This is a genomic window from Tunturiibacter lichenicola (genome assembly GCF_051013355.1).
GTDB lineage: Bacteria > Acidobacteriota > Terriglobia > Terriglobales > Acidobacteriaceae > Edaphobacter > Edaphobacter lichenicola_F.
In genome coordinates this window covers 3,658,118-3,671,411 of record NZ_CP132944.1, presented here as the reverse complement: position 1 = coordinate 3,671,411, position 13,294 = coordinate 3,658,118, and the positions used below count along the sequence as shown (strand labels likewise).

Genomic DNA, 13,294 nt, shown 5'->3' with positions numbered 1-13,294 from the left:
TCATGCATCTTCCTGTTCTCCGCAGAAGGCTGCTGGTTACTCTCGGGTAGGTCTCCTGGCTTGGAGGCTGCAGGTCTTGCCTGCATCGCCGCTTTACCTTCCCCAGCCATCGGCCGAGTGGTACTTCAAAGCAGCTTTCCTCACTTACAGTGGCGGAACCGCGCCGGCTCTTCACCGGACTTCCCTGTTATGCCCTGGTGGGCACCCGAGACAGTTTCGTTATACCACAACAATATTCGGTGGATGTCAGGCTGAGGTCATCGCACGCCTAACCTATTGAATCAACCAGATCTCTCAACGCCGTCACCCAGCAGTCATCACGCATAGATCAGGTGAGACAGTAAGCTTCGCTTCCGTCCTCGCCTGCACCGCAGCAGCGTCAAGCCCTTCCGCCACCTCGGTCAACAGCAGCCCGTCGCGGGTCACACGAATCCAGCAAAGCTCCGTCACGATATCGTGCACCACACTCTGTCCCGTCAATGGAAGTGTGCACTCTTTCAATATCCTTGAACCACCGTCTTTGGTCTGGTGCTCCATCGCCACAATCACGCGACGCGCCCCCGCCACCAAATCCATCGCCCCACCCATGCCCTTCACCATCTTGCCCGGTATCGTCCAGTTCGCGAGGTTGCCGTGCTCATCCACCTGCATCGCTCCAAGGATGCTCATATCCATATGCCCGCCACGAATCATCGCAAACGACTCTTCGCTCGAAAAAAACGAGCAGCCCGGCAACTCCGTCACGGGTTGTTTTCCCGCATTAATCAAATCCGGATCGGCACACTCATCCGTCGGCGGCGCACCAACACCAAGCATTCCGTTCTCCGACTGAAACATCACATCAATCCCAGCAGGCACGTACCCCGCAATCATCGTCGGCAAACCAATTCCGAGGTTCACATAAAATCCATCCTTAAACTCTCGCGCAATTCGTCGTGCAATCCGCTCTTTACCTGTCACGCTGCACCTCCGGACTGAATAAACTTCGACTCGATCGGTTTACGATACGCCGCACCAACCAAAATACGATTTACATAAACGCCCGGCGTAACAACATGGTCTGGATTAAGCTCTCCCGGCTCCACTAACTCCTCCACCTCAGCAATCGTCAGATCCGCAGCAGTCGCCATCGAAGGATTGAAGTTCCTCGCAGTCTTGCGATACACCAGATTTCCCAGACGATCGCCCTTCCACGCCTTGATCAGCGCAACATCCGCATGGAGTGCATGCTCCATCACGTAAGTTCTATCGCCGATCTTCCGCGTCTCTTTGCCTTCGGCAACAATCGTACCCAGTCCCGTCGGCACGTAGAACGCCGGAATCCCCGCACCACCAGCACGAATCCGTTCAGCCAGAGTTCCCTGCGGAATCAGTGTCAAATCAAGCTCACCCTTCAGCACCAGCGATTCTAGCCTGCGATTCTCTCCCACATAGCTGCCAATGTGCGAGGCAATCATTCCCGCTTCCAGCATCAGTCCCATGCCAAAGCCGTCCACACCCATGTTGTTGCTGATCGTGTGCAACCCAGTTACTCCACGCTTCACCAACGCGGCAATCAGGTTCTCCGGAATCCCGCAGAGGCCAAAGCCCCCAAGCATAATCGTGGAACCGGAGGCGATGTCCGCAACCGCTTCCTCTGCTGTCTTAACAACTTTATTCATCGATCGAATTCCCTGCGCGGCGGAAGAGACACGCCGCGCCTTTTGTCTATGTCTTACTTCGCGTGCGTTGAAAAGGTAAACGTCGTGGTGCTATGACGCATCTCCCCTGGCTTCAACTCCGTAGTCGGAAACGCCGGATGATTCGGCGAGTCAGGAAAGTGCTGCGTCTCCAGGCACAATCCCGTGTTCTTGGCATGGCCTTCCTGCACCGCGCCATATTTCGTCCCATCGAGAAAGTTGCCCGTATAAAACTGCACGCCCGGCTCCGTCGTAGTCACCGTCAACACACGTCCACTGTTCGAGTCGTAGACACGTGCCGCAGTCTTCACCTCTCCATTGTTTCCACGCAAAACCCAGTTATGGTCATAGCCGCCGGCGATCTTCAACTGTTCATTGTCATCATGAATCCGTGCGCCAATCGCAGTCGCTTTCCGAAAATCAAATGGAGTTCCCTCCACAGGAGCCAACACACCCGTAGGAATCAAACCTGCATCAACAGGCGTGTACTTATCTGCCGGCAACATCACCTCATCATTAAGAATCGTCGAGGTCCCATCACCCGCCAGATTGAAGTAAGAGTGATTCGTCAGATTGACAACCGTAGGCTTATCCGTGGATTCGACGTAGTCGATACGCAGCGCTCCATGATGCACGGTATATCGCACATGCACCGTCAACGTTCCCGGATACCCCTGATCGCCATCTTTACTGACCAGCGTCATCTCAACTCCATCTGTGATCGCCTTCCCCTGCCACACCAGGCGATCGAAGCCAACGGTGCCGCCATGCAGCGAATTCGCATTGTTATTCGTCGGAACCTGATACTGATGACCGTCGATCGAAAACTTCCCGAATGCAATCCGGTTCCCATACCGGCCTACAATCGCGCCAAAGTATGTCGACTTATCCGCAACGTACCCATCCAGCGCACTGTAACCCAACACAACATTGGCCACCTTGCCATCGCGATCCGGCGTCTTGATCGACACCACACGCGCGCCATACGTCATAATGCTCGCCTCAATACCCTCACTCTTCAAGGTGTAAAGGTCCACCGCCGTACCATCCGGAGCGGTTCCAAATGCCGTCTTCGTTACCGAGCCATGTGCTGCCAACGCAGTTGTCATGCTAAGCAGCATAATCCCTAGCCATCTCATCGTCATACTCCCTCGTCATTTCAACCGCCTGGCGCACGCCATGCAGTCCGTTTCGCTGCGGATTATCCGGTGCGTCAGCAGCCCTCGCCACTATACGTGATGCTCCCCGCAGCAGCGAAACAGCGGTAACATTGACCCGTCACCCAAATCGCGTTAAGGACGGTCATGACCAGGCATCTTGAAAGATCTCTCCTACCAACTCTTGCGCTTTTCTGCCTCCACTGCTTCACCACACTGCCTGCCACCGCCGCCGCCCCTGACCATTGGGTAGGAACCTGGGCGACCTCTCCCATAGCGGCCAGTAACCCCACTGCGAAGTTTGGAGCAGAAGGGACAACCGGCACCACCCTCCGAGAAATCGTCCACATCTCACTCGGCGGAGGCACCGTACGAGTCATCCTCACCAACGAATTCGGCCTCGATCCGCTCACCATCGGCGCGGCGCAGATCGCCCTCAGCGCAGGCGTCAGCGGAATCACCGGAACTGGAGCCCCACTTACCTTCGGCGGACAGGCATCCGTCATCATTCCCCCCGGCGCCCTGTTGGTCAGCGATCCGGTCACCCTCAAAGTCGCTCCTCTCTCCAACCTCGCCGTCAGCATCTTCCTCCCCGACCAGCCCATAACCCAGCTCACCCTCCACTCCTTCGCCGACCAGACGAACTACCTCGTCCCGGGCAACGCAGTCGGCGCCCCTTCGCTCGACACTCCACAAGAGTTCTTCAGTTGGGACTTCCTCAAAGGAGTGGACGTCCTCTCCGCCGGCGACAGCGCCTCCATCGTCACGTTCGGCGACAGCATCACCGACGGCGCACTCAGCACCCGCAATGCAAATGCCCGCTGGCCCGACGTTCTCGCCCGTCGCCTTCAGGTCGACAAGAAGACCAGCAAGCTCGGCATACTCAACGAGGGCATCGGCGGCAATCGCATCCTCCACGACACCACCGGTCCCTCCGCCCTCGCTCGCTTCGACCGCGACGTCATCGCCCAGGCCGGCGTCAAATACGTCGTCATCATGGAGAGCATCAACGACATCGGCCACGCCACCGACCCCAACAAACCCTACGACGTCGTCACCGCACAAGATCTCATCGTCGGCCTCGGCCAGCTCGCCACCCGCGCCCACACCCACGGCATCAAGGTAATCGGTGCAACCCTCACCCCCTTCGTAGGCGCGAAATATCAATCCCCCGCAGGCGAAGCCATGCGTCAGGCCGTCAATCAGTGGATCCGCACCTCCAGTCAATTCGACGCCGTCATCGACTTCGACAAACTCACCACCGACCCAACCCACCCCGGAATGTTTCTGCCACTCGACGACTCCGGCGACCACCTCCACCCCGGCGACTACGGCTACAAAACCATGGGCGAATCCATCGACTTGAAGCTATTCACCAAATAACCACTCGCACCGGAGCCGAGTATGACTGCCTACAAAGTTCGCCCGGCGCACACCTCCGATCACAGAGGGATTGCGGAGATGTGCGCCCTGCTATGGCCCGATACATCGATCGAAGAACACCAACAAGAAGTTGACCTCATGTTAAAGTCGGGCCTGAGCGGAACTCTGCCAGGCGCGATTCTGGTATCTCACGAAGATGGCGGAACCCTCAACGGCTTCATCGAGGTAGGACTGCGCTCTCACGCCGACGGGTGCAACCCCACCCAACCCGTCGGCTTTGTGGAAGGCTGGTTTGTCTACGAGCGCCTCCGAGGCAAAGGCGTCGGTAAAGCCCTCATGCACGCTGCCGAAACCTGGGCGCGTCATCATGGCTGCATAGAGATGGCCTCTGACACATGGATCGATCATGTCGTCTCGCAGAAAGCCCACCGAGCCTTAGGCTTCGAGGTCGTCGATCGCTGCGTCCACTTTCGCAAAGCTCTTTGAAGCCCTTACCCGAAGATAGCCTCAACCAACCGACACCATCTCCCGCTCCCATGGCTGCATCACCTTCACCGAAGCCATTCCCGCTGCAGTAGCCGCCTGAATCCCCATATCCGTATCTTCAAACACCAGGCAATCCTCAGGCGCGACCCCAAGCCTCTCCGCAGCAATCAAAAACGGCTGCGGATCCGGCTTGCTCCGTTCATAGTCACCCGCACAAACCAGCGTCTCGAACCGATCAAGTATCCCCAGCGTCGTCAACGAAGCCGTCACCGACTCCCGCGTACTCCCCGACACCACCGCAAATGGAACATGCCCATGGCTCAATTCAATATGCTCCAACACCTCCGGCACCGCCTTCAGCTCCGGAAGAATCTCAAAGTACAGCGCCTCTTTCCGCCTCTGCACCTCTTCAATCGGCATCGCTAGCCCGTCCCGCACATTCAGTGCAGCAATAATCTCCGTCACGGGCATTCCGCCCCACGAATAAAAAGTCTGTTCGCCGAACTCGCAGCCCCACTCCGCCAGCACTCTCTTCCACGCCACATAGTGCAACGGCATCGAATCAACAATCGTCCCATCGCAGTCGAACAAATACGCCTTGAACGGCCCCTTCGGCAACTTCAACTTCATCTCGCTCTTCAACAAAATCTCCTCAGCCGCGCGGCGGCACAGTTCCCTCTTCCACAAGTTGTTTTGCAGCACGATCAAACCCACCCCACGCTGCAGCGGCGAGCGCACTTCCAACGCTCACCCGTCTCACTCCTGCCTTCTCCAGATCCGCAACACGCATCCCCGGAAACAGCAAAACATTCACCGGCTTCGGCGCCACAGCAGAGACAACAGCCGCTATCGCAGCCCCGTCAACAATCCCCGGAGCATACAGACAATCAGCACCAGCCTCTGCATAAGCAACCAGACGATCGATCGTCGCGGACAACTCCGTATTTCCAATCAGGAAGCCCTCCGAGCGAGCGATCAGCATGACATCCTCGCCGGATCGATCGATCGCCTCACGCGCCGCTCGAATTCGTTCGCTAGCGAGCCCCAACTCATAGAGCTCCTTCCCCACGCGATCTTCAACAGACAGCCCCGCCACTCCCGTCTTCACTGCAAGCGCAACATTCGCACCCACGCCCTCAGCCGAGTCAGCGAACCCAGCCTCGAAGTCTGCATTCACCGGCAGATCAGTCGCGCCGCAGACCACCCGCAAGTGATCCAGCACCTCATCACGCGTCAGCTCTCCGTCATCACGACCCATCGCCCACGCATATCCTGCGCTGGTCGTCGCAAGGGCCTTAAACCCAAGACGCTCCAACCGGCGTGCGCTGCCGATATCCCACGGATTCGGCAGCACAAAGCACCCCGCCTTATGCAGCTCACGAAAGTTGGCACGCTTTGTCTTCAAATCAACAGGCATCAGCACCTCTCTATCAACGAATCACTAAAATCGCTGTGGAACAAGACGCGAAACGACTCTTCTAAAAGCGATTAGAGGCGGCAGGCCGATCGTTAGATTTACCGACCAGGCCCACCACCTCTGTTGCTCTCCACGTAAAAAAATACCTACTTAAGCTCGATCCCTGCGAAGAAGTATCCAATCTCGAACGCCGCCGTATCCTCGGCATCCGAACCATGGATCGCGTTCTCGCCAATCGACGAAGCGAACTTCTTGCGAATCGTACCCTCTTCAGCCTGTGCCGGGTTGGTCGCGCCCATCAGCTTACGCAGATCGGCAATCGCATTGTCCTTTTCAAGCACCATCGGAAAGATGGGTCCGCTCGACATGAACTCCGTCAGTTCACCGAAGAACGGCCGCGCTGCGTGAACGTGGTAGAAGCCCTCGGCCTGAGCCTTGGAGATCGAAAGCCGCTTGATGGAAACAATCTTAAACCCTGCCTTTTCAATCTCGGCCAGGATAGCTGCGGAGTAGCCTTTACGTACGGCGTCCGGCTTGATGATGCTGAATGTGCGTTGTGACAACGTATTTCTCCTAGGTGAGTCTCTATTACTTAGTGTAGAACAAAGGCCAGCGAACCGCGCCCGTTCACCCCTGGCCGCGACCTCTCTCTGGAGCATGGGCATGATGCGAAAGACAGCGTGGATATGGTTCCTGGGCTTTGCAGCGTGGCTGGCGGACAGCCTCCTCAGCCTCCGTCTCCACAACGTCCTTCACGCCCGCCTCGCCCTCATGGTCGCCATCGTCTTCTTCACCGCCGGCCTCTTCTACCGCCGCCAGACCTAATACCGCCAGCTGGTCACATCCGCACCCGCAGGCGCAGTCTTCGCAATCCTATCCATAATCTTCGGCAGATACATCGTGTTGTAGTGCAGCCGCGACAGCGCATTCGGCAGCGTCGGATCACCATTCCAGCAATGCTCCGCCCGAGGCCCGTACTGCACCTCGCCGTCATACGGCACACCACGCCCCGGAGTACCTGTGGTCTTCAAAAAATCCTCCATCAGGTAAACCGCATCATTCAAAAAGTACGTGTCATCGCTACCCACGTACAGATGAATCTTCCCCTGCAGCTTAGGCCCCAGCGTCTCCCAATCCCGCTGCAGCTTCGCATTCAGATCGTAGTGCTCCTTCCAATACTCCGCCGTCTTATGATCAATCGCTCCAGTCTCCTTATCGAAGATCGGCTGCGGATATCCATCCTTCCCCGCCGGCGAGTACACCGCCTGCCATATATCGAACTGCTCACCCGACCGCCCATGATCCCCAAGCGCCGCCTCATACGCAATGTTGTCTCTCATCGAAATCAACGTATGGCCCAGGTAGTCCCGCATCGCCGGCTGCTCCACCCGCTTCGTCGCGCCCTGCACATAGAACATGTTGTCGTCCTTATACAAATCCCGCGTCATGTACGCATGAAAGTCCACCGGATCAGGGCAAGCCACAAACGCTCCGTTGTAGTGGTCCGGATAGAAGATCTGCACGGCCAGCGACTCCCACCCACCCGTCGATCCGCCATACATAAACCTTGCCCAGCTCTGCCCAATCCCGCGAAACTGCTTCTCTACCGCAGGAACCAGCTCCGTCTCAATCGCATCCCCATAAGGCCCCAGATTCTCCGAGTTCACCGCATACGAATCATCGTAGAAAGGGTTCGCATGTTGAATCTTCATCACCAGCACGCGCGGAAACTTCGGCCCACTCCACTGCTGATACTCCTTGTACGCCTCCTCCTGCTGAATCCGGTTGTAACCCGCAAGATGAAACCGCTCCGAGTAGTTCGGCTTCAAGTTCGGGTCCGGAGGCGTCGTCCGAAAATCATCGAATCCCGTCACAAAGTGATCATGAAAGATCAGCAGCGGATAGTGCGCCTCCGTATGCTCATCAAAACCCTCCGGCACCAGCACCACGGCGCTCAAATAAGTAGGCGTGCCCCAGAACTTCGTCAGCAGCGCGCTCTGTATCCGTATATGCCGAACATATTTTGTATCTGCCTCAGGCACAATTGGCGGAATCACCTGATCCAGCGAGATCACAATCGGCGCACCACCCGGCCCGACATGAACCTTGCGCGGCTTGCTGTACAAATTCCCCGGCGCCAGGTTCCAATGCTGCCCTTCCCCCCGATCTGGAGCAAGTTTGACCGTCTTCCCATCCGCACGATGAAAGGTCTCATAAATATTCAACACCGCCTGCACGGTATAGTCACCCGCCGGCACATCCTTCAAGCTCTTGATCGGATATCCCGCAGCCGTATCCCCAACGGCCACGCTCTGTCCCGGCTTCAACCCATCAACCGTAACGCCGAACACCATCTGACTCCGCGGCGTATCGTCGATCTGCATCCGCGGCTCCTCCGACGGATCATTCGACAGCAGAAAAAGCACGCGCCCATCCAGCGGCTTACTCGACTGCGCAGCAGGAAACGAAACCGACACAGCCTGAACACCAGTCTGCGCAACAGCAGACGCACTCAGCCCCAGAGAAGCCGCCAAAACAAACGCAATCATTCGCATCCAGAGAGTATACAAACCTCCCTGCATCGCGCACTAATCTGAAAATCGTTTTGTTTCAGCAGAACTCTGCGACCACGGCGGAACAATTCCATTCATCCGCGCATAAGCAATCTCTTGTCCCATGTGTTCGTTGTCATGAACGATGATGCGCAGGTACATCCCATCCACCGTCGCATCTTTGTTCATGATCTTGACGTGCCGCTGAAGATCACCCGGCTTCAGCTGAGCGCGGGCCGTCTTAACCGCATCAAGAGACCGCTTGAGAAACGCGATAACATCTGCCTTCGCGGTCACCGTCTTCTCCATATCCTCAGACTTTATGTCAGGCGGCATCGGCGGACCGGTCACACTCAGCAGGTAAAAATTAGCCAGCGCAATGTGCATATAAACCTCGCTGATCGACCTCACCCCAGGCGCCGGACGCCACGTAAACTTATCAGCCGGCGTAGCCTCAGCCAAAGCTATCAACTGCCGGGAAACGTGGCCCCACTCACCGTCATACCCTTCCCAGATACCCTCGAACTGAGCATGAAGCGTAGTAGCACTCATCGCAAGAACAGCGAACAGCAGAATCTTCTTCATAACACCCTCAAAATTTTCAAATTCATACTACTCCCCCAACCCGGCGCAAAACGCAACCGGCGTGAGCGTTCGCGCCTGAGCTGACCGCTGACTCGAACGACATATCAGCAAACACAAGAAGGCCGGAGAGCATAACCCTCCGGCCTTCTATTTCGCAGTTGAAAGTAAAAGCTAAGCCTTGCCCAACACCCGAGCCATCGCCTCGCCTATCTCCGCAGGCGACTTCACGACAGTAATCCCAGCTTCCGTCATCGCCTTCATCTTCTCCGCAGCCGTACCCTCGCCACCAGAGATGATCGCGCCAGCATGTCCCATCCGTCGTCCTGGAGGCGCCGTCTGCCCGGCGATAAACCCAACCACCGGTTTCTTCACATGCGCCTTGATGTACTTCGCCGCAGCCTCTTCCGCCGAGCCGCCAATCTCGCCGATCATGATGATCGCCTCAGTCTCCGGATCCTCATTCAGCAGCTTCAGCGCATCGATATGAGTCGTCCCAATAATCGGATCGCCCCCAATCCCAATCGCCGTCGACTGCCCAATCCCCCGAGTCGTCAACTGGTACACCGCTTCATACGTCAGCGTCCCCGACTTCGACACAATCCCGACCGAGCCTTCCTTATGAATCCGCCCCGGCATAATCCCAACCTTCGCCTTACCCGGCGAGATCACCCCAGGACAGTTCGGCCCAATCAGCCGCGACTTCGAGCCCTTCACAAACTCCCACGTCTTCACCATGTCGAGAACCGGAATCCCCTCAGTAATGCAAATCACCAGAGGCACCTCCGCAGCCGCAGCCTCCAAAATCCCATCCGCAGCAAACGGCGGTGGCACAAAGATTACCGACACATTCGCGCCCGTCTCCTTAACCGCCTCTTCGACGGTGTTGAACACCGGCCACCCCTCATGAGTCGTACCACCCTTACCCGGCGTCACACCACCCACAACCTTCGTCCCATACTCCGCGCAACCCTTGGCATGAAAAGTCCCCTCACGCCCAGTAATCCCCTGCACAATCAGCCGCGTATTCTTATCAACCAGTACAGCCATTACTTGCCACCTTTCGCAGCCGCCACGGCCAAATCCGCAGCTTCCTTCATCGTGCTTCCCACCTCAAACTTCAGCCCGGACTCCGCCAAAATCTTGCGACCCTCTTCCACATTCGTGCCTTCAAGTCGAAGAATAATTGGTATCTTCACGCCGAGCTTTTTAGCAGCCGCAACAACCGCAGTAGCGAGCACATCGACGCGCAGAATCCCGCCAAAGATATTAATGAAGATCGCCTTCACATTCGGGTCGCTCAGCAAAATCCCAAACGCATTTTCAATCTGCTCTTGATTCGCTCCACCACCCACATCAAGAAAGTTCGCCGCACTTCCACCCGCATACTGAATGATATCCATCGTCGCCATCGCCAACCCGGCGCCATTCACCATGCAGGCAATCGTGCCATCCAGCTTGATGTAGTTCAGCGCAAACTTCGAAGCCTCAACCTCCAGCGGATCTTCCTCCGCAAGGTCACGAAGCTCCTTCAAATCTTTATGCCGAAACATCGCATTGTCATCAAAGTTGATCTTGCAATCGAGCGCCAGCAGCTTGTCATCCTTCGTTGTAATAAAAGGATTGATCTCCATCAGCGTCGAATCTGTCTCGACGAAAGCCTTATACAAGCCCGTCATAAATTTCACGGCATCGTTAATCTGCGTCGTCTTCAACCCCAGCTTGAACGCCAGCTTCCTCGCCTGATACGGCGCAAAACCCACCGCCGGATCGATGTACTCCTTGTAAATCAACTCCGGAGTCGCATGCGCAACCTCTTCAATCTCCATCCCACCCGACTGCGAGGCCATAAACACAACCTTCGCCGAAGCCCGATCCAGCACCAAGCCCAGATAAAGCTCCCGCTCAATCGCCGATCCCTCTTCGATCAGCAACCGCTGCACCTTCTGCCCAGCAGGCCCGGTCTGATGCGTCACCAGTTGCATCCCCAGAATCGCCTTCGAAGCCGCATTCGCCTCTTCCAGCGTTCTCGCCAGTTTTACGCCACCACCCTTGCCACGACCACCGGCATGAATCTGCGCCTTCACCACAACGACCTTATTCCCCGCGCCAAACAGACTCTTCGCAGCGGTGTCAGCCTGTTCCAGGGTTGTCGCCATCTCGCCGCCCGGAACCGGCACACTATACTTCCGCAGAATCTCTTTTGCCTGATACTCGTGAATTTTCATAGGTGTTTACAATTTCGCTCGCCCGAGAAGTGTAGCGGACGCCAACAACTCCTCGCAACGCAATCTCGCACAAACGTGCGTTTATCGCTCGTTCAACAAATCTGCCACTATGCCACCTAAAGCAAACAATCACTGTCCGCCGGTCGCCGCAATTAAATTTGTTCCGCTTTTAAAGTGAGGGACTCGCACCCGCGCAGGAGAATGTGTTGCGGCCATCAACGAATGTGCCTCCGCGCCCCTCTTCGGCACAAGCAAAATGTAAGGCACCACCAGATCCGAGAATTGGCCCCTCAACTTCGCCGACCCGAACGGCGGCGCATGATCCCCAACAATCAAAAATACGGTGGGACGAGCCGTCTCTCGCAACGCAAGCGCAGCAACCGATCGATGAACATTGAACTCCAGCTGATACCACGAGCAAAGCGCCGGACTCTCCGCGGTAATCCGTCTATCGTCACAAGCGGGAGGAGACTTAACCATGTTCGGAACCGGCACCGGCAGGTGCGAATTCAGCGTCACCCAATAGATGAACTGAGGCGAATCGAAGTCCCTTTGCAGTCGGTCCCCGATCCATCCTGAAATGGCAGAATCACACACTCCAGGAAATGCTCCCGGACACAGTGGCAAGCCATTGCGTTGCAGCCCATCTCGGAACCAGGTCTCGTTAAATCCAATCCGGCGATACCATTCACCCCGATCGAACATCCGTTCACTAAACCCGTGAACCCCCACGCTGTGATACCCCATGCCATTCATCCTGGTAGGGAGACAGCTCTTCAACTGCAAAGCCGAAGCGGCCAACAACCCAAAACCCATCGCACTTCCGCAAAGCTCCCTCGCCTCTCCAGCCACAGTAGCGCCATAAAAAGGAACTGTCCCCTGGCGTACGGTGTATCTCTCTGTGAGACCCTTATCCTCATACGGCTTAACTAAGGCTTCATCCAGATCCGCATCGCGCGGCCTGCCCCAGGACTCCACCAGAATGAGCACGACATTGGGTAGCGTCGCACTCGTCTTCTCCAACGCAGATGAAGTGTCTACCCCAACCAGCTTCGTTGACGCAGACACCACCGAGAGAGTCGAACCAGATCGGCGTGAGACTCGGTACATCTCATCCTGCCACTCCGACTTGATCAGAAAGTGGCTCGGAAATCGAGTCAGGCGCGGAACGTTTAGCTGGACGTCTCTTCGAAAGAACGTGCCGTATCCCGTTAGGGCATCAAACACTCCGCAGAAAATAAAGAGGACCAAAAGCGTCAGCGCTACACATCCTCGCTCCCGACTATTAGCCTCACCACGCGAGGCGAAGGCCGCCAAAACACAGATCACGGCAATGCAGATCGCAATCACCGCGACCTGCCATAGATGAGAGGGTCCGGCGCCGAACAGATAGCGGACGCTGCGAAGCATCTCCGACGGACTGAGCATATACGTCGACCCAATCCCCCGAATCATATCTACAGAGATCGCACACAGCAGCAGCCCAACCGTCAGCCTCCGACGAATAAAAACAGAGAGAATCCCAAGGATCAAAAACTCCGCATTAAACAAACCTATGAGTAGAAACCCTATCGATCGACTTGCGATCCAGAGCGGAATATTTGCCGCGACAAGATAAACAAAGACTACAAAGAAGACTCGAATTTTTATTGGTCGATAAGACGACGCGTATTCGTAACGCATGATGTCTACGCTATCGTCCGAAAACGAGTCACCGTGAGGAAAATAGCAAGCTCGTTTGTCTCTCAGTGCCAAAACAGAACAAGTACCCCCCAACCGCGACTTCCGTAAGGCCCGCAACGCCCCCAAC

General features: G+C 56.3%; 14 protein-coding genes and 1 riboswitch. Of the genes, 3 read left to right on the top strand and 11 right to left on the bottom strand.

The annotated features are described in order from the left end of the window. Positions 1 to 28 precede the first annotated feature (28 nt). Positions 29 to 224: riboswitch (cobalamin riboswitch) on the bottom strand. A 79-nt stretch (positions 225 to 303) separates the two neighbouring features. The 3 genes from RBB82_RS15420 to RBB82_RS15410 are packed head-to-tail and all read right to left on the bottom strand — an operon-like array spanning position 304 to position 2,800. Further along, complete coding sequence (locus RBB82_RS15420; protein ID WP_433971615.1) at positions 304 to 960, bottom strand: 3-oxoacid CoA-transferase subunit B; 657 nt, start codon at positions 958 to 960, stop codon at positions 304 to 306. Next, on the bottom strand, positions 957 to 1,661 hold the full coding sequence (locus RBB82_RS15415) for a CoA transferase subunit A (RefSeq protein WP_433971613.1): 705 nt from the start codon (positions 1,659 to 1,661) through the stop codon (positions 957 to 959). Before RBB82_RS15415 ends, RBB82_RS15420 begins: the two co-directional genes overlap by 4 nt. 53 nt (positions 1,662 to 1,714) lie before the next feature. After that, positions 1,715 to 2,800 carry an aldose epimerase family protein gene (locus RBB82_RS15410; RefSeq protein ID WP_433971612.1) on the bottom strand — a complete coding sequence of 362 codons (1,086 nt, stop codon included), beginning with the start codon at positions 2,798 to 2,800 and terminating at the stop codon, positions 1,715 to 1,717. A gap of 183 nt (positions 2,801 to 2,983) precedes the next feature. On the opposite strand from RBB82_RS15410, the gene RBB82_RS15405 reads away from it, so the two are divergent. Both RBB82_RS15405 and RBB82_RS15400 read left to right on the top strand, forming a co-directional pair. Then, positions 2,984 to 4,219 carry an SGNH/GDSL hydrolase family protein gene (locus RBB82_RS15405; RefSeq protein ID WP_433971611.1) on the top strand — a complete coding sequence of 412 codons (1,236 nt, stop codon included), beginning with the start codon at positions 2,984 to 2,986 and terminating at the stop codon, positions 4,217 to 4,219. Between the two features lie 21 nt (positions 4,220 to 4,240). Then, positions 4,241 to 4,705 (top strand): GNAT family N-acetyltransferase, encoded by a 465-nt coding sequence (locus RBB82_RS15400; RefSeq protein ID WP_433971609.1) that lies wholly within the window; start codon positions 4,241 to 4,243, stop codon positions 4,703 to 4,705. Between the two features lie 21 nt (positions 4,706 to 4,726). On the opposite strand, the gene RBB82_RS15395 is transcribed toward RBB82_RS15400, so the two are convergent. The 3 genes from RBB82_RS15395 to ndk form a co-directional block, all read right to left on the bottom strand. Further along, positions 4,727 to 5,335: an HAD family hydrolase gene (locus RBB82_RS15395; protein ID WP_433971608.1), complete on the bottom strand. Its 609-nt coding sequence runs from the start codon at positions 5,333 to 5,335 to the stop codon at positions 4,727 to 4,729. Between the two features lie 22 nt (positions 5,336 to 5,357). Further along, entirely contained in the window at positions 5,358 to 6,122 is a 765-nt protein-coding gene (locus RBB82_RS15390; protein ID WP_433971607.1) for an isocitrate lyase/PEP mutase family protein, read from the bottom strand. Between the two features lie 146 nt (positions 6,123 to 6,268). After that, positions 6,269 to 6,685: a nucleoside-diphosphate kinase gene (gene ndk / locus RBB82_RS15385; RefSeq protein ID WP_433971606.1), complete on the bottom strand. Its 417-nt coding sequence runs from the start codon at positions 6,683 to 6,685 to the stop codon at positions 6,269 to 6,271. 100 nt (positions 6,686 to 6,785) lie between these two features. On the opposite strand from ndk, the gene RBB82_RS15380 reads away from it, so the two are divergent. Beyond that, positions 6,786 to 6,947, top strand: a complete 162-nt coding sequence (locus RBB82_RS15380) for a hypothetical protein (RefSeq protein WP_260734766.1) — start codon at positions 6,786 to 6,788, stop codon at positions 6,945 to 6,947. Here RBB82_RS15380 and RBB82_RS15375 read toward each other — a convergent pair. The 5 genes from RBB82_RS15375 to RBB82_RS15355 all read right to left on the bottom strand — a co-directional run bounded on the left by RBB82_RS15375 (position 6,944) and on the right by RBB82_RS15355 (position 13,167). Further along, a complete protein-coding gene (locus tag RBB82_RS15375) occupies positions 6,944 to 8,671 on the bottom strand; it encodes a hypothetical protein (RefSeq protein ID WP_433971604.1) in 1,728 nt (575 codons plus the stop codon). The genes RBB82_RS15380 and RBB82_RS15375 overlap by 4 nt on opposite strands. Positions 8,672 to 8,710: 39 nt before the next feature. After that, positions 8,711 to 9,259, bottom strand: coding sequence for a DinB family protein (locus RBB82_RS15370; protein WP_433971602.1), 549 nt, complete (start codon positions 9,257 to 9,259; stop codon positions 8,711 to 8,713). 171 nt (positions 9,260 to 9,430) lie between these two features. Then, entirely contained in the window at positions 9,431 to 10,306 is an 876-nt protein-coding gene (gene sucD / locus RBB82_RS15365; RefSeq protein WP_433971601.1) for a succinate--CoA ligase subunit alpha, read from the bottom strand. Further along, positions 10,306 to 11,484: an ADP-forming succinate--CoA ligase subunit beta gene (sucC, locus tag RBB82_RS15360; protein WP_433971599.1), complete on the bottom strand. Its 1,179-nt coding sequence runs from the start codon at positions 11,482 to 11,484 to the stop codon at positions 10,306 to 10,308. Before sucC ends, sucD begins: the two co-directional genes overlap by 1 nt. 129 nt (positions 11,485 to 11,613) lie before the next feature. Next, positions 11,614 to 13,167 (bottom strand): sulfatase-like hydrolase/transferase, encoded by a 1,554-nt coding sequence (locus RBB82_RS15355; protein WP_433971597.1) that lies wholly within the window; start codon positions 13,165 to 13,167, stop codon positions 11,614 to 11,616. Positions 13,168 to 13,294 lie beyond the last annotated feature (127 nt).